Origin of the sequence: Hymenobacter antarcticus (assembly GCF_039539545.1) — a bacterium.
GTDB classification, from domain to species: domain Bacteria; phylum Bacteroidota; class Bacteroidia; order Cytophagales; family Hymenobacteraceae; genus Hymenobacter; species Hymenobacter antarcticus.
Genome location: NZ_BAABDI010000011.1, coordinates 49398 through 71610, shown reverse-complemented (window position 1 = coordinate 71610; position 22213 = coordinate 49398). Strand labels below are relative to the sequence as shown.

Annotated in this window: 11 protein-coding genes; 8 read left to right on the top strand and 3 right to left on the bottom strand. The window is 63.5% G+C overall.

Going from position 1 to position 22213, the window contains the following annotated elements:
* Positions 1–16 precede the first annotated feature (16 nt).
* From ABD819_RS09760 to ABD819_RS09725, 8 genes are all read left to right on the top strand, one after another.
* Positions 17–1636: a sodium:solute symporter family transporter gene (locus tag ABD819_RS09760; protein ID WP_345123606.1), complete on the top strand. Its 1620-nt coding sequence runs from the start codon at positions 17–19 to the stop codon at positions 1634–1636.
* A 165-nt stretch (positions 1637–1801) separates the two neighbouring features.
* Positions 1802–3301: a class I adenylate-forming enzyme family protein gene (locus ABD819_RS09755; protein ID WP_345123604.1), complete on the top strand. Its 1500-nt coding sequence runs from the start codon at positions 1802–1804 to the stop codon at positions 3299–3301.
* A 215-nt stretch (positions 3302–3516) separates the two neighbouring features.
* Positions 3517–4410 (top strand): alpha/beta fold hydrolase, encoded by an 894-nt coding sequence (locus ABD819_RS09750; RefSeq protein ID WP_345123602.1) that lies wholly within the window; start codon positions 3517–3519, stop codon positions 4408–4410.
* A 104-nt stretch (positions 4411–4514) separates the two neighbouring features.
* On the top strand, positions 4515–5030 hold the full coding sequence (locus tag ABD819_RS09745) for a DUF4112 domain-containing protein (protein ID WP_345123599.1): 516 nt from the start codon (positions 4515–4517) through the stop codon (positions 5028–5030).
* Positions 4991–5158 carry an alpha/beta fold hydrolase gene (locus ABD819_RS09740; protein WP_345123597.1) on the top strand — a complete coding sequence of 56 codons (168 nt, stop codon included), beginning with the start codon at positions 4991–4993 and terminating at the stop codon, positions 5156–5158. Before ABD819_RS09745 ends, ABD819_RS09740 begins: the two co-directional genes overlap by 40 nt.
* 124 nt (positions 5159–5282) lie before the next feature.
* A complete protein-coding gene (locus ABD819_RS09735; protein ID WP_345123594.1) occupies positions 5283–5969 on the top strand; it encodes a hypothetical protein in 687 nt (228 codons plus the stop codon).
* Between the two features lie 132 nt (positions 5970–6101).
* Positions 6102–7538, top strand: coding sequence for a hypothetical protein (locus tag ABD819_RS09730; protein ID WP_345123592.1), 1437 nt, complete (start codon positions 6102–6104; stop codon positions 7536–7538).
* A 159-nt stretch (positions 7539–7697) separates the two neighbouring features.
* Positions 7698–10226, top strand: coding sequence for a TonB-dependent receptor (locus ABD819_RS09725; RefSeq protein WP_345123591.1), 2529 nt, complete (start codon positions 7698–7700; stop codon positions 10224–10226).
* Between the two features lie 106 nt (positions 10227–10332).
* Here ABD819_RS09725 and ABD819_RS09720 read toward each other — a convergent pair whose 3' ends face one another.
* The 3 genes from ABD819_RS09720 to ABD819_RS09710 form a co-directional block, all read right to left on the bottom strand.
* A complete protein-coding gene (locus ABD819_RS09720) occupies positions 10333–10806 on the bottom strand; it encodes a carboxypeptidase-like regulatory domain-containing protein (RefSeq protein ID WP_345123589.1) in 474 nt (157 codons plus the stop codon).
* Positions 10807–11533: 727 nt separating this feature from the next.
* A complete protein-coding gene (locus tag ABD819_RS09715) occupies positions 11534–21115 on the bottom strand; it encodes a T9SS type A sorting domain-containing protein (protein ID WP_345123587.1) in 9582 nt (3193 codons plus the stop codon).
* Between the two features lie 15 nt (positions 21116–21130).
* Positions 21131–22126: a hypothetical protein gene (locus ABD819_RS09710; protein WP_345123584.1), complete on the bottom strand. Its 996-nt coding sequence runs from the start codon at positions 22124–22126 to the stop codon at positions 21131–21133.
* Positions 22127–22213 lie beyond the last annotated feature (87 nt).

Below are 22213 nucleotides of genomic sequence, written 5' to 3'. Positions count from 1 at the left end.
CGCTACATTCCCACCTATGCCCGGCATCGCTACTCCCCAACAAGTAACCGCCACGGCCATTCTGCTGGCCTGCTACGCGGCGGTTATCCTCTTCTTCGTGGTACGCGGGGCCCTGAAAATCAAGAGCATGTCGGACTACGCGGTGGGCTCGGTGCGGTTTTCGCCGGTGGCTGTGGGGCTCTCGCTGGCGGCCTCCATGACCAGCGCGGCCACGTTTATCATCAATCCCGGCTTCGTGGCCATCAATGGCCTGAGTGCCATGCTCTCCTTCGGCGTGGTGATGCCGCTGGCTTCGATGGTGTCGCTGGTGGTGTTCACGAAGGGTTTCCGCAAGCACGGGCAGACGGTGAAGGCCCACACGCTGGCGCAGTGGATTGGCTCGCGGTTCCAGAGCGCGGGGCTTACGCGCTACTTCGGGTGGCTGTCGCTGCTGCTCATCACCTTCATCGTGCTCATTTGCGTGGGGCTCACGCAGGTGCTCAGCAATGCCCTGAACGCGCCGCCGCTGCCGGTGCTGGTATCGGTGGTGGTGTTTATTTTCGGCTACATGATGTTTGGCGGGGCCAATTCGATGGTGTACACCAACACTATTCAAGCCTCGCTAAAGCTGCTGGTGGCCATCGTGCTACTCACCTCGGGCTACGAGCATTTCAGCCAGGGTGTACATGGGTTCGTTGCGAAGCTGGCCACCATAGACCCAGCCCTGACCCACGCTACCAACCCCGGCAGCTACCTATTTCGCGACTATTTCGAAATCATCATCTGCCAGATAGTTATCGGCACGGCCATCGTGTGCCAGCCTCACCTCATCACCAAATCGCTGCTGCTCGACAGCGAGAAGGACGTAAATCGCTACCTGCTCACGGCGGTGGCAGTGCTCATGGTGTTTTTCTCGGTGGTGTTCGTGGGGCTGTATGCGCGGATGGCTTTCCCGGGGTTGATGCTGAACGGGCAGGAACTGAAGATGGATAAGATTATGTCGGCCTACGTGGTGCGCGAGTTTCCGGTCTACGTCGGCCTGCTGGTTATTATGGGCTTGATTTCAGCCGGAATTTCCACCCTCGAAAGCCTGATTCAGTCGCTCTCCAGCACCATCACGGCCGATATCATCCGGCCGCTGCTGCCCGCCACGGCCTTCGCCGGACCGGGCGGTTTCGGCCGCGAAATTCTGCTGAACCGCGCCGTAATTGCGGCCTTGGGCGGCGTGGCCATCTGGCTGTCCTACGACCAGTTTATCAACGCCAAGCTGAGCGTGGCCATCTTCGCCCAAACCGGCGTCTACGCCTATTTCGCGGCGGCTTTCGTGCCGGTCAGCTTCGGTATTTTCCTGCGTGATGCCCCGCGCATAGCGGTGACTATGGCTTCGGTTACGGCGCTGCTGGTGCATTTCGCGGTGTATTTCGGGCGGCTTACGCCTTATATGCAGGCGCCGGTGCGCAACCCGGGCGTGTCGGCCGCGCTGGGCATTATGGCCTCGGTGGCGGTGGGCGGCGCGTGGTATCTGGCGCGGCGGCGGGTTGGGGTTTCGGAAGAAACTGAAGCGGCTGGCGTGGTTGTGGAAACACCGGAAACCCCGGTGCAACTAACTATCGAACGTCATGCTGAGCTTGCCGAAGCATCTCTACCGCAGCAGTAATTCAATCGGCCCAACGAAGCGGTAGAGATGCTTCGACTGCGCGAACGCCAGATGGGCATGACGTTCTTTTAACCCTGTCAATCTACGCTTTGCCAATCGTCAGGCTCCCCCTCTCCGCCGGAGAGGGGGCCGGGGGGGCAGGTGAACGAAAAACCCCACCGCATCATGTACACCAAAGACTGGGTCGCCAAGTGGGCCCTCTATTCCCCGCACCAACCGGCGCTGAAAGAGCTGGATACCGACCGCGCTTACACCTACGCCGAGCTCAACCAGGCCGCCAACCACCTCGCCGTCGAGCTCATCCAAACCTACGGCCTGCAAAAGGGCGACCGCATCATGGTCCTTGCCGAGCATTGCCTGGAGTACGTGGCCCTGTTTGTGGCCGCCCAGAAAACCGGCCTCGTCCTCGTGCCCATCAACTACCGGCTGGCCTGCGGCGAAATCGACTACCTGGTGCGCAACTGCGAGCCCGCGCTGCTCATCTACGAAGAGCAGTTTCAGGACAAAGCCCTCGCGCTGCCCGGCCTGGCCGCCGTGCCGCGCGTGTGGCCGCTGCAAACCCTGACTGAACTCTGCCAGCGCGGCCTGGCCACGCCTCAGCCCGCCTGGGCCGGCCCCGAGCCCGACGAGGACGACCCTGTATTCATCCTCTACACCTCCGGCACCACGGGCTTCCCCAAGGGCGCTCTCTACACGCATCGGATGCTGCTCTGGAACAGCCTCAACACCAGCCTGAGCCTCGAAATCACGCCCGGCGACGTCACCATCAACTGCATGCCGCCCTTCCACACCGGCGGCTGGAACGTGCTGCTCACGCCGTTTCTGCACCGGGGAGCCACGGTGGGGCTGCTCAGGAAATTCCAGCCCGAGCGCATCCTCGCGCTGCTCGACCAGGAGCGGGCCGACATCTTCATGGGCGTGCCCACCATGCTCAGGATGATGATGGAAAGCCCCGCCTTCGCCACTTCCGACCTCGGCAGCCTGCGCTACTTCATTGTGGGCGGCGAGGCGCTGCCGCTGGAAGTTATCCGGGCCTGGGACCGCAAGGGCATCAAAATTCGGCAGGGCTTCGGTCTCACGGAGGTGGGCCCCAACTTGTTTTCGCTGCACCAGGACGATGCCGTGCGCAAAATTGGCTCCATCGGGCGGGCCAATTTCTACGTCGAAACCCGCCTCATCAATGAGCAGGGCCACGAAGTGGGCCCCAACGAAGTGGGCGAGCTCTGCCTGCGCGGCCCCATGACCACCCCCGGGTACTGGCGCGACCCCGAAGCCACCGCCAAGGCCCTGCCCGACGGCTGGTTCCGCACCGGCGACCTGCTCCGGCGCGACGAGGAAGGCTATTTCTTCGTGATGGACCGCATCAAAAACATGTACATCTCGGGCGGCGAAAACGTGTACCCGGCCGAAATTGAGCGCTTCCTGCTCACCTTCCCCGGCGTGTCGGAAGTGGCGGTTATCGGCGTGCCCGATGCCCGCTGGGGCGAAGTCGGCAAAGCCTTCATCGTAACCCGTGGCCTCGACATTTCCGCCGAGGCCCTGCTGGCCTACTGCGCCGGCAACCTGGCCCGCTTCAAGGTGCCCAAGTACCTGGAGCTGGTGGCGGAATTGCCGAAGAACGACACGGGTAAAATCAATAAAAAAGCCCTTCAGGCAGCGGTGTGAACAGTTTTCTAAAACGATGTAGAGACGCAATATTTTGCGTCTCGGCGTCCGCGCCGTTCGGGAATCGTGTGGGTTTCCGCCAAAAATCAGCCCCATTTCGCAACGCCCTTTCCGCGCCGTTCGGGCATGGTTCAACGCCAGCCGTTCAACGACGAGACGCAAAATATTGCGTCTCTACCCTCCTTTTCCTCCTTCTCACCGCAAGCTTCCCGGCGATGTCATCTCCGACGCAAACCGAGCCTATCCGCCAGGTTATTGGCCCCTACGGCTTTCCCGAGCGCCGCGTGGCGCTGGCCGATTCGCTGGAAATCGCCTACGTCGATGCCGGCCAGGGCAGCAACACCCTCATTTTCATCCACGGCCTGAGCAGCTACGTGCGGGCCTGGGAGCGCACCCTCCCCGAGTTGAGCCGCAGCAGCCGCTGCCTGGCCCTCGACCTGCCGGGCTACGGCAAATCCTCCAAAGGCCACTACCCCGGCACCATGGATTTTTACGCCGAGGTGCTCCACCAATTCATCCAGAAGCTGCACCTCAAAAACGTGACACTGGTGGGCCACAGCATGGGCGGCCAGATTGCGGTGACCCTGGCCCTAAAATACCCCGCCGATGCCCAAAAGCTGGTCCTCACCTCGCCGGCCGGCTTCGAAACCTTCACCGTGCCCGAGCGGGAGCAGCTGCGCGCCTTCTACACGGTGGCGTCCATCCGGCACACGCCCGAGGCCCAGGTGCGCGCCAATCACAAGTACAACTTCTACCGCATGCCCCCGGCCGTGGACCTCTGGATAACCGAGCGCCTGCGCATGATGCAGTGCGACGACTTCGGCCTCTACGCCCTCACGGTGGTCAAGAGCATGGCCGGTATGCTCGACGGCCCCATTTTCGAGCGCCTGCCGCAGGTGCAGCAGCCCACGCTGGTCGTATTCGGGGCCGAGGATTTCCTGATTCCCAACCGGGCGCTGCACCCGCAGCTCACCACCGCCCAGGTAGCGGCCGCCGGCATGGCCCGCCTGCCCCACGCGCAACAAGTGCTGCTGCCCGAAGCCGGCCACTTTGCGCATTACGAGCAGGCGGCGGAGTTCAACCGGCTGGTGGCGGCGTTTGTGCGGTAGCGAAGACTCAGGAATGCGAGCGCAACGCCAGCCCTATTGTGGGAGAGGCCCAGGCGTCCGTCTCCCGCTGGCGGGCGTATAGGGGCCATACTACTTTCCCGTATATGGCCCTGCCCAAACCCTCTTCTGTGCCCAATTCCTTCGATGCCGACGAGCGGCTGCGCTGGGTGGCGCGTATCGCCCGGCTTATGGATAGCCAGTTCCGGCTGCCCGGCACCCGGTTCCGCTTCGGTCTCGACCCGCTGCTGGGCCTGATACCCGTGGCCGGCGACCTATCAACGCTAGCCGTTTCGGGGGCCTTGCTGCTAACTATGATGCGCCACGGAGCCAGCGGCGCGGTAGTGGTGCGCATGGCCTTCAATATCCTGCTCGATACCATTGTCGGGGCCATTCCGCTTCTGGGCAACCTGTTCGATTTCGCCTACAAAAGCAACGAGCGCAACGTGGCCCTGCTGCGTCGGCACTACGTCGAGGGGCAGCATCAGGGTAGCGGCAAGGGCCTGGTGGCGCTGTTGCTGCTTTTCTTTTTGGTGGTGTTTGGGCTGGTGGCGTGGGGCAGTGTGGCCCTGCTGCGCTGGGTGTGGCACTACTTCGAGGTGCACCCCTTAATGAGCACGTAACCGTGGCGGCCGCCGGCGTGGCCCGCCTGCCCCACGCGCAACAAGTGCTGCTGCCCGAAGCCAGCCACTTCGCGCATTATGAACAGGCGGCGGAGTTTAATAAGCTGGTGGCGGCGTTTGTAAAATAAAGAACGTCATGCAGAACGTAGCGAGGCATCGCGCTAAAATCAGACGCTTTGAGTCCATAGTTGCGAATCGACACTGTTACCTTGCATTAGTAAAATCAGATTCTAGAAGGCAGTAAACAAATCAATGGGAGCTTGGAGCACAGCCATTAACGGCAACGATACTTTTCTTGATATTTATCAGAACTTCTTTGACCTCTACAATCAAGGAGCAAATATTCAGGATATTTCAAAGCAGATTGTTGATGAATTTGCCGAGATGTTCGATGATTATGATGATAGGAACAACGCGCTATTTGCTTTGGCATTAGCTCAATGGGAAACCAAGTCACTCGACCCAAAAATCTTTGAACAAGTCAAGGCAATTATTGAGAGTGGTATCGACCTCGAACTATGGAAAGGGCCTGGCACTACGGACAGGGTTTTAGAAAAGCGGAAGAATATTCTTGATAAGTTCTTGAACCAAATTTCGTTGGAAAAGGAAAAGCCCAAACGCAGAGTAAAACCAAAGTTTGAATTTTCGACAGTACAGCTTGTGAAAGCAGTTGCTCCTGATGGAAGGAAGGTATTTGAAGCTAGCGAAGAATTTGTAAATGGAGTTTACTCACAAACTGGCTCTGCGATTTTCTGGGAATCAGGTGGCGGTGGGTCGGTATTTTATTTTGAAGAGCAAGGAAGGACTGTATCTGCTCGTTGGGTTGATAGCCAAACGCTGGAGGTAATACACGATGAAAAGATTGTTTTTACGAAGAAGGACGACAGTTTTTATTATTGCGGCGACCAAGGAAAGGTGATTTATGTGCCGGCCGCATGACCTTTCTAAACCACATCAACAACCCCAGAAAAGCGCGCTAACCCCGCGCTTTTTTTATGCCTGCACCCCACCACCTTCCAACCTGAATATTTCCGGTAAATTGGACGCCCCGCCCACCTACGCCGCTATTCTGTGAAGAGAAAACTAGAGAAGTTCGCCGAGTTTGCCGCCGATGTGCTGCCGCACGAAGTGGCTTGGCTGCAACAGGTGCAGCAGTTTCAGGATGCCGACAATCGCGAGATTCTGGAAACGCTGGCCTACAACTGCCACCACCCGCGCACGCCGGTGGCCTTCCGGCCCGACATCGACAAGCGCAAGTATTCTAACCTGATGCAGTGGGTGCAGCAGCGCCTGGCCAGCATCGACGTGGACAAGCACCTGGTGCACCTCAACGCCCTCGACCAGCAAATCATGACCGATTCCATCGGCCCGGCCGAGGAAAAGGCGCTGCTCCAGGCCATTGTGCGCTACGACAAGCCGGCCTTCTACTTTGTGAAATTCTACGAGCTGACCCTGAGCTACCAGCAGTTTCTGCTGGTGCGGATGCGCTTTAAGGAGCACCAGCTGGTGGCCCAGTTTGTGGAGCAGCAACGGGCGGCCTACGAGCAGAGCAAGGCCACGTTTGCCCAGCTGCACCAGGCCACGCTCGACATCACGAGCCAATACACCCGCACCCCCACCGAGAGCCGGCAGTGGGAGCCCTGGCTGCTGGCCACGTTCTACGACGACACGCTCGATGGCCTGAACCGCTATTTCGCGGTGGTGCGGCTCACGTTTCTGTACTTCAACTACTCGGAGTTCGACAAGCTGAAGGCCGTGTACGAGGCCCTGGATGGGCTGCTGCGGCAGGGCATGTTCTACTCGCGCCGCATCCTGTTCAACTACTACGCCAACAGCGTGTTGCTGCACTCCAAGTTTGATGTGCTGCAGCAGGCCGAGGAGTTCGGCTATCTCAGCATCAAGCAGAAGAACACCGACCACCTGCACTACCTCAACAACTACAGCGCGATTCTGCTGCGGCAGGGTAAAATCCACGAGGCGCTGGCCCTCATGAAGCAGTCGTTTCCATCGGTGCGGCACACGAACAACGTGCGCAACAAAATCGGCTTCATGGCTTTCTACATCAAGTGCCTGAACCTGAACGGCCAGCCCGCCGACGGCGAAAAGCTGGCCGACAGCTTCCTGCGCGACAACGCCAAGGAGATTCTGGCCCACCGCTGGCACATTTTCTTCGTGGCCTACTTCCAGGCGCTGGTGCTGCAGGAGAAGTACGACAAGCTGCTGCGCACCTGCCACCGGCACCACCTGCTGCAAAAGGAGGCCGACTACCGCACCCGCCCCAACTACGTGCCCACGCTGGAGTGGTACTACCACATCAGCCGCTACGTGGAGAACGAAATCGACGACGACCAGCTGGTGGCGCTGATTGGAGGCTCCGGCCAGCCGCATTTCAGCAATCCGCACAAGCGCCGGCTGCTCGAAGACCAGTTGAACGAGGTAAAATCCTGCATTCCACACCTCTGCGGCCGGATAAAGTCCGTGCTGGTGCAGCCGGTGGAAATCATTTGAATAACAGCATATTGCGAGGCTTTGAACGGGGCGCGGGCGGTTAAGTCCACCTTGCTTATTTGAGGCGCGGCGGGGTGGCCGGTGGGGGAGGCCAGTAGATTCGTTCCACTGCTGCTCTCCGACTCAAAATCCCACTCAACCCTTTCAACTGCAACGCATATGGCTTCTCGACTTTTACTCCTTTTTCTGCTGGTGATTCAGGCATTGGGGGTGGCAGCCCAGGGCGGCGGCGTGCGCGGCCGCGTGACCGATGCGGCCAGCAACGAGCCCCTGCCGGGCGTGAGCATTGTGGTGGCCGGCACTACCACGGGCACGTCCAGCGGCAACGGTGGCGAATTCTCGATTACCGGCCTCAAGCCCGGCACCTACAAAGTGGTGTTTTCCTACATCGGCTACGAGCTGCCGCCGCGCACCGTAGCAGTGAGCCAGGAAGTAGTGGACCTGGGCACCGTGGGCCTGACCCAGGCCTCCGTGATGGCCGGCGAAGTGGTGGTATCGGCCTCGCGCCGCCCCGAGAAGCTGACCGAGGCCCCGGCCACCATCAGCGTGATAAACGCCCGACAGATTGACGAGCTGCCGTCCTTCAACGTGGGCGAGCTGCTGGCCCGCCAGAAAGGCGTGGACTACATCCGCAGCGGCGTGCTGGGCGCGGGCATCAACGTGCGCGGCTTCAACAGCGCCTTCAACCCCAAAAATCTGCAGATGAACGATGCGCGGCTGTCCACGCTCATCGCCACCGGCCTGCCGCTCGGCCCGCTCACCAGCGTGGTGAAGGAGGATATTGAGCGCATTGAAGTGGTGCTGGGGCCATCGGCCGCGCTGTATGGGCCTAATGCCCACAACGGTCTGGTGAACACCATCAGCAAAGACCCGCGCCGGACGGCCGGCACTACGGTGGCGCTGGGCCTGGGCAACCAGAGCGTGTTTTCGGGCCGCTTCCGCCACGCGCAGGTGCTCAGTTCCAAGCTGGCGTTTAAGGTGACGGGCGAGTACACGCGGGGCGAGGATTTCGCCTACACCGATACCGTGTACTACACCAACACGGCCTTCAGAACGGCGGCCACACCGACGACGCCGGCCAGCCCGGGCATCTTCCACGCCGAGAAGGAAATTGACCTGGACCGCACCTTCAAGAGCCTGCACGGCGAGGCGGCGGTGTACTACAGCCTGACGGACAAGGCCGACATCATCGTGTCGTACGGCGGCAACCAGTCGAGCTTTCTGGGCCAGACCAATGCTGGCCGCAACCAGATTAAGGACTGGAGCGTGCAGTATTTGCACGCCCGCTACGTGTCGCCGCGCTGGTTTGCGCAGGTCTATAACACCTGGAGTAAGACGGCTGACACCTACGCCATCAACCAGCGCACCCAGAACTACCTGAGCTTCAAGGATGCCGGATTTAGCGAAGAAGAGGCCCGCAGCCGCTCCTACGCCGAGCAGTGGTTTGGCAAAACCACCACGGCGGGCGTGGCGCTGAAGCGCGGTCCGGTGTTTAAAGATGCCTCGCGCCGCCTCAACGGCGAAGTGCAGTACAACAACACGTTCGGCATTTTCAACCTCGTGGTGGGCACGCAGTACCAGCGCGACATGGCGTTCAGCCAAAATACCTACCTGTTCGACCGCGATGGCGACATCGTTATCAACCAAATCGGCCTCTACACCCAGGGCGAGCTGGTGCTGCCGGGCCACTTCAAGCTAATCGCCGCCGCCCGCGCCGACCAGCATGACCGGTACGGCTTCAACTTTATCCCGAAAGGCGGCCTGGTGTGGTCCCTCAACGACCAGAACCTGCGCCTGACCTACGGCCAGGGCATCGCCGCCCCCACCATCCTCAACCTCGACGGCTACCTGTTCGGCGGCCTGCTGCTCGGCAACGGCCAGGGCTTCACGCTCAGCGACGGCACGGTTATCAACAAGCTGAAAGTAGAAACCATCAAGACCGTGGAAGTGGGCTACAAGGGCAAGGTGACGCCCAAGTTTTTCATCGATGCCAACGCCTACTACAACCGCTCCAAGAACTTCCTGAGCCCGGCCATCAACATTGCCACGCTGGGGCGCAAAGTGGTGAAGCGCGGCGACACGCCGATGTCGGAAGTGGTGCCCGGCACGCCCGAAGCCGGCGCGGCCACGGTGCTCACCTACGTCAATTTCGGCCAGGTGGACACCTACGGGGCCGATTTGGGCCTGAGCTACTACCTCACGTCCTCGCTGAGTTTGGCCCTGAACTACTCGTACTTCGGCTTCAAGCTCGACACCAACGACCTGAACAACGACGGCAACAAGGACGGCAAAGTGCAGCGCGAAGTAGACCTGCCCATCAACACGCCCGCCCACAAAGGCAGCCTGGCCCTGAACTACAGCGGCAAGAAGTTCTTCGGCTCCATCTTCGGCCGCTACGTGCAGGCCTACGATTTCTACTCCGGCATCAACGTGGCCGCCGCCGCCAACCCTACGCTCGGCGTGCGCGAAAACGCCCGCTTCGGCCGCACCTGGAACTACGGCCCCCTCGGCGGCTTCACCACTGTGGACGTGAGCGCCGGCTACCGCCTGAGCTCCTACCTCACCGCCTCGGCTCAGGTCGTGAACCTGTTCGACACCAAAATGCGCGAGTTCGTGGCCTCGCCCTTCATCGGCCGCCTGTATTCGGTTGAGCTGAAGGTGATGCTGCCCGCCCTGGGAGCGAAGTAAAACCCGCCTGATTCTGCCGAAAAGTGTAAAAGCTGAACGGGCCGCCCACAATCGTGGGCGGCCCGTTCAGCTTTTATGACGTGTGCGACGCGGAAGTTGCAGCCAGCTAGCGCATGTTGGTGCTGCGGTTGTCGAGGCGGATAACCTGGCCCGCCCGCTTGCCGGTGCGCTTGATGTGGGCCCCGGGCAGTTTTTCCAGCACCAGGCGCGGCAGGGAGCAGTCTTCCAGCGCGATGTCCTGCGGGCGGTAGCCGGCCGCGCCCACCGTCAGCTCCTGTCCTTGGTAAATAGCATCGGTAAGCTGGAATTTTCCTTCTGAATCAGTGACGTATACCTGGTGAGTGCCTTTCACAAGCAGCGTGGCCCCCACCAACGGCTGGCCATTGGGGTCGAAAACTACTCCCAATAGCGGGGCGCAGGCCAGCCGCATGGGCTTGGCGCTGGCTGCCGCGCGGGTAGCCAGGGCAATGCGGCTTTGGGCGCTGCCGGCGGATGCGGGCGCGACGCGGGTGCCTTGGGCCGACGCCGACTGGCCCCCGCACGCGAGTGCCAGCCCCGCAATGAATAGGAATTGACGCATGGAAATTCGGATAAAGCAGGGTGAAAACCAAGTCCGGCCCGCAACCGGGCCGCATCCTTTGGGCCGCTGGCTGGGCCAGCAAGCATCTTCTACACGCAACAGCGGGCACAAAAGTTTCCGGCTGCCGGGTAAGAGTGCCGTGGTTGGGCGGCTGGCTGGCGGCTATTGAGTACTCGTGCAGAAGTAAGCGTATGCTCCGGTCCGACCGCCCTAGGCGGTCCGACCGATTGCCGGTGGCCCGAAATCGTTGTTGCTTCAACCGGTCCGACCGCCTAGGGCGGTCGGACCGGCAGACCCGACTCGAATACGGTTACTTCTGCACAAGTGCTTAAGCCTTTCATCCGCCCGTGTAGCCAGCAGATTTACCGCTGGCTGAAAATGCGTTTTATCCGCTTGAGGTGGCTGGTAAGTTTGGGTTATTCAATCACCAATCACCCTCCCCTTGCCCATGAAAACGCCTGCTTTCGCCCGCCGCCTGGCCCTGTTGCCAGCAGCAGTACCAGTGCCATATCATCTCGCTGGCCGGCTTCGGTGGCCTGGTTCCGAGGCTTCCGTGGCCGGCCCGCCGCTGCCCGCCAAGTCATCTCAACTAAACGCAAAAAGCCTCATCAGATACTGGCGAGGCTTTTTGCAGCTTGAGCGGCAGCACGAATACCCCGAAATTTCAATTCGGCTCGTTGAACGAATGTTGTTCTGGCGGCCGAATTGGAAATTCGGGGTACTCGTGCTATTCCTTCATCAGGCGCTTCATGACCGTGCCTTCCTGGGTGTGGATGCGGACGGTGTAGATGCCGGTGGGCAGGGCGCTCAGGTCGAGGGTTTCGGTGAGCAAGCCTTGCCGGGGCTTCGCGCTCAGCTGCTGCACGGTCTGGCCCAGCACGTTCACTACCTCCACTTTCACGGGGCCCTGCTCGCGCAGGCCGGCCAGCTCGAGGGTGGCGCGGGTGGTGGTGGGGTTGGGGTAGAGGGCGGTGCGGGCGGCCAGCTGGCCGGTGGTAACGGCCAGCGGCGAGGCGGCCACGAAGTTGAGGTAGAAGCGCGGGCCGGCGAAGCTGGCCAGCATCGAGAAGGCGTAGTGGGGGCTGGCGGCCAGGTTCTGGCGGCGGTTCAGCACCCGGTCTTCGAGCCAGACCTGCGTGCCGGTGGGCGCATCGGTCAGGCCGGTGAGCACCAGCTCGTGGGTCCCGTCCACGCTCACGCGCACCCCGAGGGGAACGACGGGGGCCGTGGCCAGGTTGGGCAGGCCGTTGACGGCGAAGCTCTCGGTCCCGGCCTGGCTCCAGAGGCTGGGGCGGCCGTTGCCGTTGAGCTGCACCTTGTAGGCATCGTGCCGCGGGCTGAAGCCCAGGGCGGCGGCCGGCTCAAAGTAGATAACCGTTTCGTCGGCGGTGGCGGTGGCCACGTTGCGGGCTTCGAGGCGGAGGACTGGTTTCGGGTTGTTCGCTATTGGTTGTTGGCTGTTCGGGTTTTGGCGGTTGAAGGTGGGTGATAAGTAGCTGGTGGCCCGCACCGCGTTGGTGAAGCTCACGCTGGCCGTGGGGGCGGTGGCCCGCACGAAGAAGCCCTGCATGGCGGCCAGGTCCTTGGTGCCGCCGTTCTGGCCGAGGCCGTTCACGTAGGCCTGGTAGGTGCCGGTGTACTGGCCGCTGGGCTGAAACACGTAGAGGGCATCGGCCACGCCGCTGAGCATGTTGTTCAGCGGGTTGCGCACCACGTCCCAGTCCATGGGAGCGGGGTAGGGGTTACCGAGCAGGTGCCAGCCGGAGTTGGCCAGGCTGCCCCGGCCGAGGCTATAGCTCACGTTGCCGGTTTGCAGCAGGCCCGCAATGTCCACCGTGGTGGTGGGGAGGGTTTGGGCGGTATAGCCGCGCAGGGGCAGCAGGTCCTGGCTGGCGGTGGGTACCATCCAGCCATCGTCGAAGCCCGGCCTGGCGGCCGTGAGGCGCGTCTCGTCGTATTGAAACAGGGTGGGGAAGGGCGTGGCCGAATTGCCCGCCGTGTTGTAGGCCGGGTTCAGCTCGAACACCGGCAGGTCGTCGGCAAACTCCTGCATGGTGGTGCTGATGCCGTTGCCGCTCAGCTTCATGGGCGAGGAGTAGTGGCGGTAGCCCGCCGCGCCGCTCAGGCCCGTGATGAAGCGTTCCATGGTCGCGACGCCCGTGACCACGCCGCCGCCCACGGGATTAATTACCATGGCGGTGCCGGTGGCGTTGCTCGTGAGGGTGAGGTGGCCGTTGGCGGCGAGGTTGCCGGTGGTCAGGGTCAGCACGCGGGTCAGGAACCAGTTATCCGTGGCCGTGACGCCGGTGGGGTTCTGAATGAACAGGTCGTAGAACCGCGTCGGGGTGGTCGAGATGCCGCCGATGGCCTGGGCCGTGGTGCCTACGCAGTACCAGCCGAAGGTACCGCAGCTCACCAGGCCGGTGTTCACGAAGTTGCCGAGCAGGTAGACGGGGCCGGTATAGGTCACGCCGGCGGGGTTCGCGCAGCTCAGGCCGAAGAAGCGAAGCTGGGTCAGCCCGCCGCAGGTCTGGGCCACGGTGCCGTTGAAGTACACCGTGTAGGTGGCCGGGTTGAAGGGCCCGTTGCAGAACCAGTTGCCCGCCACGTAGAGGTCGCCGGCCAGCACGCCGCCCACCAGGTTCGCCCACGTTACGTGGTGGAAGCTGGTGCGGGCCAGTGCGCCGGTGGTGGTGATGGTTTGCAGCGCCAGGCCGTTGAAGATGACGCCGAAGCCATTGCCGCCGAAGCGGCCCGTGTTGTTCCAGAACCCGCCCACGGTGATGTCGCGCAGCAGCTGCACGTTCACCGCGTTGGTGATGCCCACGTTGTAGAACGCGCTCAGCACCGTGCCGCCAATGGTTTGCAGGGCTGTGCCGTCGAAAATCACCGTCTGGCTGTTGGCCAGGTAGCCGCCGTTGTTCACCCACAGGCCGCTCACGTAGATGCCATCGAGCAGCGTGACGCCGGCCGGGTTGGCAAAGGTGAGGTCGTGGAAGCGGGTGCGGCCCGAGGTGCAGCTGATGCTTTGCGGCACCGTGCCGTTGAAGCGGGTGCGGAAGCCGCAGCCGCAGTAGCCGCCCTGGTTCACGAAGTTGCGCACCACGTCGATGTTCTGGCCCAGGCTCACGTTCACGGCGTTGTTAAACGTCACGTCGTAGAAGATGCTCAGGGCCGAGCCGGCGATGGTTTGCAGCACCGTGCCGTTGAAGTACACCAGCAGCGAGTTGTGCAGGAAGCTGCCGTTGTTCGTCCAGTCGCCGAGCAGCGTAATGCCCAGGTTCTGCTGCACGCTGGCGCTCGGTGAAATGGTGAAATGGTGAAACAGTGAGTTGACCGTGCCACCGATGAGCTGCAGCACCGAGCCCGCGAACGTGACCCGCTGGCCATTGGCGAGGAAGCCGCCGTTGTTGGTCCAGTTACCGGTCAGGAAAATGTTGTTCTGCAGGGTCACGCCCAGCGTATTGGCAAACACCACGTCGTGGAACGTGAGCGTGCCCGTCGAGTAGATGCTTTGGGCCAGGCTGCCATCGAAATACACGATGTAGCCGCCGGCCGTGAACAGCGCCAGGTTGCGGAAATCGCCCCGCACCCGGATGTGCTGGCCCAGGGCCACGCCCCCGGCGTTGTTGGTCGTGATGTTGCCGAAGATGGTCGTGCTCAGGCCCCCGATGTTCTGCAAAGCCGTGCCGTTGAACGTCACCAGGTAGCTGGCGCAGCTGAAGAGGCCGTCGTTCACGAGGTTGCCCGCGATGAAGATGGGGCCGCTCAAGCTCACGCCCACCGTGTTCAGGATGTTCAGGCCGAAGAAGGTGCTGACGGCGCTGCCGCCAATCACCTGCGCGATGCTGCCATCGAAATACACGATGAAGCTACCCGGCGCGAATACGCCGTTGTTCAGCCAGCCGCCGCGCACCCGGATATTCTGGGCCAGCGTTACGGTGCCGGTATTGGCAAAGGTGAGGCCGTAGAAAATCGTGGGCGTGCTGCCGCCGATTAGCTGGGCGATGCTACCGCTGAACGTCACCGTGAAGTTGCCGTGCAGGAAGCTGCCGTTGTTCGTCCAGTCGCCGAGGATGCTGACGATGCGACCCAACTGCACCTGCGCCCCATTCAGAATGGCGAGGTGGTGGAACTGAGTGAGGACGGTGCCCGCAATGATTTGCGTAGCGCCCGTGCCGCCGAAGAACACCCGGAAACCGTTGGCCACGAAGCCGCCGTCGTGCGTCCAGTTGCCGGCCAGGTAGATGTTCGAGAGCAGCGTGACGGTGGTCGGGTTGCTGAAGCGCAGGTCGAAGAAGCGCGTATTCAGCCCGGCGAAGATGGTTTGGGCCGCCGTGCCGTTGAAATACACGAGGTAGCCGTTGCCGAGAAACACGCCCGCGCCGGCCCAGTTGCCGAATACGGTAATGGGTTGCAACAGCGCCACCGACACCGCGTTGGTGATGGTGACGTGGTGGAAAACGGTATTCACCGCGCCGCCGATGGTCTGGGCTACGTTGCCCAGGAAATTGACCAGGTAGCCGTTGGCCAGGTAGCCGCCGTTGTTCAGCCAGTTGCCCCACACGCTGATGTTCTGGTTGAGCGTGATGCCCGCCAGGTTGTTCCAGGTGACGTGCCAGAACTCGTAAATCCCGCCGCCGCCGATGACCTGCGCGCCCGTGCCGCCGAAGCTGGCGGTGTAGCCCGTGTACACGCCGCCCACCAGGTTGTAGCCGTAGAAGGTGCCCGCGTTGGCGAAGCTGCCCAGCCAGGTCACGTTCTGGAGCAGGCGCACGTACGCGCCGCTCCCGATGTTCCAGCCGTAGAAGCTGAAGGCCGTGTAGCCGCCCACCGTCTGCACGAAGCCGGGGCCTTCGGTGCCGTTGAAGTACACCGTGAAGGTGCCGGGGCTGAAGCTGCCCGCGTACAGGTAGTAGTTGCCGGCGATGTAGATGTTGGTGGCCAGGCTCACGCCGGCCGCGTTGTCGGCGTAGAAGTGGTAGAAGTAGGTGGTCGCGTTGGCGTTAATCACCTGGGCTATGCTGCCGCCGAAGCGCACGAAGTAGCCCGTCGTGACGCCCCCAATTACCTGATAGCCGTAGAACACGCCCGAGTTCGCGAAGCCGCCCAGCACGTAGATATTCTGCGTCAGGGTCACGGAAACGGGGTTCTGGAACGTCACGTTGTAGAAGTTCGTGACCTGCGTGCCGCCGATAAGCTGGGCCACCGTGCCGCCGAAAATCACCGAGTACGAGCCGCCGAAGAACAGGCCGTTGTTAATCCAGTTGCCCAGCACGGTGATGTTGCTCACCAGCGTCAGGCCCACGGTGTTGCTGATGGTGATGCCGGAGAAGGTCGTCGTGCCCGCGCCGCCGATGGTCTGGGCCGTGGTGCCGCTGAACACCACCGCGTAGCCGCCGGCCGCGAAGCCGCCGTTCACCACCAGGTTGCCGGCGAACACCACATTCAGGCCCAGGCTCACGCTCGTATTCGGGTCGATGGTCACGTTGTAGAAGGTCGTGACCGAGCTGCCGCCGATGAGCTGCGTGAAGCCGGTGGGCCCGTTGAAGACCACGCCGTAGCTGCTGCCGCCGTTCAGGAAGGTGCCGTTGTTGGTCCAGTTGCCGTACACGCACAGCACGTTGGCCGCCTGCACCGTCACGCCGGGGTTGATGACGACGTTGCCGAATTGCAGCGGCGTGCTGCCGCTCACCGTCTGGGTGCCGCTGCCGGCAAACGTCCAGGTGCTGGTGCGGGTGGCGAAGCAGGTCCCGTTATACACCGCGTTGCCGTAGAGCGCAAAGCCCGCCGTGGCGCTCAGCGTGAGGGTTGCGCCGGTCTGCACGGTCAGGTTCAGGGCCTGGGCCGTGCCGCTGCCCACCACCGGGTAGGTGCCGAGGCCGGTCGGAATCAGCACCACGCTGGTGGCGGTGGGCACCTGCCCGCAGCTCCAGTTGCGGCCGTCGAACCAGTCGGCGCTCAGGCCGCCCGTCCAGGCGAAGGTGAGGGTGCCCACGGTCAGGTTCGAGCCGTTGTCGGAGCCCACGGCGGCCGGGTTGTCGGCCACCACGCGCACCCGGTAGCCGCTGCCGGCCGGGGTGCTGAGGGGAATAATTGCCGCAATCGTGCCGCTGGCCGCCGCACTCGCTACCGCGCCGATGCTAACCGGCGAGGCAAACGAGCCGCTGGCATCCGACAGCTGCACCGTGAAGGTGTTGCCGCCGTTCACGCTGCCCGTCGTCACCGAATATGGCACTGCAATGGGCGAGCCGGGGCAGAGCGAGCCGCTCACCGTGCCCGTGGCAATAACGATGGTTGGCGCACCCACCACCACCTGCACCGAGCGCGTCACCGAGCAGCCGTTCAGGCTCGCCGTGAAGCTGTAGGTGCCCGCGTTGGCCGCGTTGGCGTTGGCAATGCTCGGGCTGGCCTGGCTGCTGCTGAAGCCGTTGGGGCCGGCCCAGCCGATGGTAGCGCCCACTGGCACCCCGCTGCTGCTGAACTGAATCAGCCCCCCCGAAGCTACCGGCGAGTTGGAGCCGGCCACCACGGTGGTCAGGTTGCTGATGGTCAGGTTCGAGCCATTGTCGGCGCTGGTCAGGCTGGGGTTGGTGCTCACCACCCGAATCCGGTAGCCGGTGCCCGCCACCGTGCCGGGCGGAATGCCGAAGCCGATGCTCTGGCCGCTCGTCGTCCCGTTGAAGTTCACGCTGCCCAGCACCACCGGTGCGGCAAAGGAGCCGCCCGCGTCCGAGAGCTGCGCCGTGATGGTGCCGTTGCTCAGGCCCGCGCCGCCCACGGCGTAGGTCACCGCGTACAGATTGCCCGCGCAAAACTGCCCGGAGAACGGGTTCAGCGTGAGCGTAGTCGTGGCGGGCGGGCTCACCAGTACCCGCACGGAGGCCGAATCGGTGCAGCCGCCCTGCGTCACGTACACGTAGTAGAAGCCCGACGAAGCCGGGGTCACGCCGTTGAAGGTGGGGTTTTGCTGGTTGCTGATGAAGGCCGTGCCGCCGCTGGTGTAGTTCACGTACCACTGGTAAGTGGCCGCGCCGTTGGGGCCGGCGCTCAGCTGCAAGGTGCCGCCCGAGGCGATGGGCGAGTTGCTGCCGGCCGTGGCCACCAGGGTGGTGGGCACGGTCAGGTTCGCGCCGTTATCCGTCGTGCTGGTCACGCTCGGGTTCGAGCCCACCAGCCGGATGCGGTAGCCCGCGCCCGCCGCCGTGCCCTGCGGCACCACCGTCGAAATCGTGCCGCCACCCTGTCCGGTGAAAGCCACCGACCCAATGGCCACCGGAGCCGCGAACGAGCCGCTGGCATCGGAAAGCTGCGCCGTGATGGTGTTGCCCGCGCCAAACCCGTTGCCCGTCACCGAAAAGCCGATGTTCAGACCCGTGCCGGGGCACAGCGAGCCGCCAAACTGCGAAACAGCCAGGATGGGCTGCGCCGAGGGGTTCACCGTCACGGAAGTAGGTGCGCCGGGGCTCTGGCAGCCGTTCACGGTCACGAAGAGCGTGTAAGTGCCGCTGTTGGCCGGCGTGGCGTTCGGAATGGTCGGGTTCTGGCTGCCCGACGAGAAGCCGGGGCCGGTCCAGAAATACGACGCGCCGGCCACCGTGGCGGCCGTGAGCTGAATGCTGCCGCCGAATGCCACCGGCGAGTTGCTGCTGGCCGTGGCGCCGGGCTGGGTCGTGATGGTCAGGTTCGAGCCGTTGTCGGTGGTGCTGGTCACGGCCGGGTTCGAGCCCACGAGGCGGATGCGGTAGCCGCTGCCGGTGGGCGTATTGGTGGGCAGGGTGGCCGAAATCGCCCCCGAGCCCTGGCCCGTGAAGGCCGCCGAGCCAATGACCGTGGGCGCGGCAAACGAGCCGCCGGCATCCGACAATTGGGCCGAAATGGTATTACCGTTGGCGAAGTTGTTGCCCGTCACCGAGAAGCCGGCATTGAACGTCGCGCCCGCGCAGCCGCTGAAGGCGAACTGGCTCATGGCCAGCACCGGCACCGCGTTGGGCTGCACCAGCACCCGCACGCTGGCCGAGTCCCGGCAGTCGTTCGGACTGCTCACATACACGAAGTATTTGCCGCTCTGGTTGGGCTGGGCGTTGGGCAGGCTCAGGGTCTGGCCGACGCCCACGAAAGCCGTGCCACCGCCGCTGGTGTACTGGACGTACCAGGCGTAGCTGCCCATCCCGGTCTGCCCCGTGGGCTGGGCCACCAGCTGAATGGTGCCGCCAAATGCCACCGGCGAGTTGCTGCTGGCGGTGGCCGCGGGCGTACCATAAATCGTCAGGTTCGTCCCGTTGTCGGTGCCCGTGGTGGCGGGGTTCGAAGCTACCACCCGCACCCGGTAGCCGGTGCCGGCGGGCGTGCGCAGGGCCACCGAATCGCGCAGCACGCCGCCGCTTGCGCTGCTGCTAATCAGGTTGCCGTACAGCCGCGAGCCGGCTGTGAAGTTGCCGCTGGCATCCGAAAGCTGAAACCGGAAGCTGTTGCCCGCGCCATAGCTGGCCGTGTTCGTCGTGAACGGCACCTGAATGAGCGTGCTGCTGCAAAACGCCGCCGGCGATACCGTGCCCGTGGCAATGGTGGGCGGGTAGGCGTAGCTCGCGCTCGAACAGGCCGTGCCCGCCGGCGTGGTCACGCAGATGGGCCCGGTGCTGCCCCCGGCCGGGGCCGTCACGGTCAGGCCCGTGGCCGTGTTGCCGCTGATGGTGGCCGCACTGGCCGCCACCCCGTTAAACGTCACGGCCGTGGCCCCGCTCAGGTTGGTGCCGGTGAGGGTAACCGCAGTGCCCGGCCCGCCGCCCGTGGGCGTGAAACCGGTGATGATGGGCCCGGCGCAGTTGAAGTAGTACGCGCCCGCGCCGCTGGTTATCACGTAAGTGCTGGCCGAGTTTTGCAGCAGCAGGCGCAGCGCCCGCACGCCCGTGGCGGGCGTGGCCAGCGTGCGCACCACCGCGTTGGTGGCGTTGGCGGCCAGCGTGGCCGTGTAGGTGTCCACCGTGGTGTAGGGCCCGCCCACGGCCGGGGCGGTCTGCACCAGCAGGGTGAGGTTGGTGAGGGTGGGGGCCGTGAATTTGGCTCGTATCTCGGTCAGGGTCTGGGGCGTGCCCAAATCGGCCTGAATGTAGCTGTTGCTGTAGATGTAGGGCGCGTTGCCGATAGTCGGCGCAGCCGGGTCGGTGTTGAAGGCCAGCTCCGGCGCGTTGCCCACCGAGCCCCCAATGCCGTAGCTGGCACCGGGCAGGCCCGCCGCCAGGTTGGCCGAGCTGGCGCAGCCGTTCTTCACGAAGCTGCGGCTGCTCACCAGGCTCCACTTGCCGTTGGCATCGCGGGTGCGGAAAAATACGCGGTGCGCGCCATCGGCGAGGGCGCTGGCATCGGCCACAAAGCTAAAACTGGCCAGGTCCGGGGCCGGCGTGGGTACCGGCACGTCGGTAGCGCTGCCAAAGCCAGGGTCGGCATCGAAGTAGTACTCGATTTTGTTCACGTTGGGCGCGGCAGCCAGGCTCGTCTCGTAGTAAAACGCCCGTACGCTGGTCAGGCTCCACTTGCCGGCGGCATCCCGGCTGCGCACGCTCAGCGTGTGGAAACCGGCGCTCAGGCTGCCCAGTGGCACCGTCACGGCCACGCCGCTCAGGTTGGGGGCGGCCGTCACGGGTAGGTCGGTGGCGCTGCCAAAGCCGGGGTCGGCATCCAGGAAATACTCGACTCTGGTGATGTTGGGCAGGGTGCTGGCGGCCAGCGGCTCGTAATAAAATGCCCGGCGGCTGGTCAGGCTCCAGGTGCCGTTGGCGTCGCGGGTGCGCACGCCCAGCTGGTGGAAGCCAGTGCTCAGGCTGCTGAGGTTGGGCGTGAAGGCCAGCCCGCTCACGTCGGCGGCGGGCGTGGCAATCGCAACATCCGTCGCCGCCCCAAAGCCGGGGTCGGTGTCGAGGAAATACTCGGCCTTCGTGATGTTGGGCAGGGTGCTGGCGGCCAGCGGCTCGTAATAAAACGCCCGGCGACTGGTCAGGCTCCAGGTGCCGTTGGCATCCTGCGAGCGCACGCCCAGCTGGTGGAAGCCAGTGCTCAGGCTGCTGATGTTTGCCGTGGCCGACAGGCCGGGCAGGTCGGCCGCCGGGGTGGCCGGCAGCACGAAGGCCGTCGCCGCCCCCAGGCCGGGGTCGGCGTCGAGGAAGTACTCGGCGCGGGCAATGGTCTGGCCGTGGCCGCGCCGCACGGTGGCTCCCAGCAGGAGCAGCAGCAGCAGGGCCACCACCCGGAGCCAGCCGGCGCGCAGCCGCCCGCCGGCGGGGCCGGGGGGCGAAGAAGAATAGCGTTGCATGAGCAGAACCGGGCCTTAGTTGTTCGAGCGGGTGCCCAGGGTCACGTTCAGGTTGTTACCCGTCACGCTCTGGTTGAGCTGGTAGATGGCCGGAATAGCCGGCTGCCCACCAAACTTGTAGCCGTAGCCGGTGGCGCTGCCCGTGGCCCCGATGTCGATGCCGCCCTGGCCGGCGCCCACGGCGGGGTTCGTGCCGGTTTTCAGCTTGTACCAGGCATCGTGCTGCCCCGCGCCCGTGGTTTGGGTAAATACCGAGGCGGCCGGCACGTTGGCGGTGTTATTGCTGGCCGTGCCCAGCGTGGGCAGCGTGGAGCTGGTGAAGAAATTGTAGGCCCAGTTGGTGTTGGCCGTGGGCGTGAAGGTGCTGTTGAAGTAGTTGTTGCGCACCGTGAAGTTGTTCAGGCTCACCGGCGAGCCGAGGCAGGAGTTGTTCGCGAATTCGCCCGTGGCCCCCACTGCGTTGATGGTGGTGCCGCCGGCAAACATGATGTTGTTGGTGATAAGCGAGTTGGTGCTCACACTCGACTCCTGCACCCCGTAGAAGTAGTTCTGGCGCAGCACGGCTCCGCTGGTGTTCGAGCCGAAGGCCAGGTAGATGTAGCCCGTGAGGTAGCACCGCTGCACCGTGATGTTGTTGGCGTTGATGTACCAGGTGGTGTTGCTGCTCAGGCCCGACACGTTGGTGCCCGCGCTGCCGGGGTTAAAGTTGATGGAGCTGATGGTAGCCGGAATGACGCTGGCCTGCAAGGCCGGCGGCTGGTTTTCGGCCAGGAAATAGCCCGGCCCCACAATGGTAAGCTGCTTGGTGCAGGTGAAGGCCGGGTACACGGTGGTGGAGGGCTCCACCTGAATGATGTCGCCGTTGCTGGCCGCCGTCTGGGCCGCCGTGAGGTCGACGTAGATGTTGGTGCCGGTGATGCCGTTGTTGTTCACCCGGCGGATGGTTTGGGCCGATAGCTGGCCGGCCAGCGCCAGCAGCACGAAGAGAAGGGAAGCGGAGAGGTTTTTCATGAAAAAAGAGGTGAGAATGATGAAGTGACGAATGCGATGGACACCCCCCGGCCTAAACCAATTGGAATACCCGGCCCCACCCCGGCA

Excerpts from the sequence above, each read along its gene's own strand:
- ABD819_RS09755 (WP_345123604.1), top strand. The coding sequence starts at position 1,802 with ATGTACACCAAAGACTGGGTCGCCAAGTGGGCCCTCTATTCCCCGCAC.
- ABD819_RS09735 (WP_345123594.1), top strand. The coding sequence starts at position 5,283 with ATGGGAGCTTGGAGCACAGCCATTAACGGCAACGATACTTTTCTTGAT.
- ABD819_RS09720 (WP_345123589.1), bottom strand. The coding sequence starts at position 10,806 with ATGCGTCAATTCCTATTCATTGCGGGGCTGGCACTCGCGTGCGGGGGC.
- ABD819_RS09710 (WP_345123584.1), bottom strand. The coding sequence starts at position 22,126 with ATGAAAAACCTCTCCGCTTCCCTTCTCTTCGTGCTGCTGGCGCTGGCC.
- ABD819_RS09760 (WP_345123606.1), top strand. The coding sequence starts at position 17 with ATGCCCGGCATCGCTACTCCCCAACAAGTAACCGCCACGGCCATTCTG.
- ABD819_RS09745 (WP_345123599.1), top strand. The coding sequence starts at position 4,515 with ATGGCCCTGCCCAAACCCTCTTCTGTGCCCAATTCCTTCGATGCCGAC.
- ABD819_RS09725 (WP_345123591.1), top strand. The coding sequence starts at position 7,698 with ATGGCTTCTCGACTTTTACTCCTTTTTCTGCTGGTGATTCAGGCATTG.
- ABD819_RS09750 (WP_345123602.1), top strand. The coding sequence starts at position 3,517 with ATGTCATCTCCGACGCAAACCGAGCCTATCCGCCAGGTTATTGGCCCC.
- ABD819_RS09715 (WP_345123587.1), bottom strand. The coding sequence starts at position 21,115 with ATGCAACGCTATTCTTCTTCGCCCCCCGGCCCCGCCGGCGGGCGGCTG.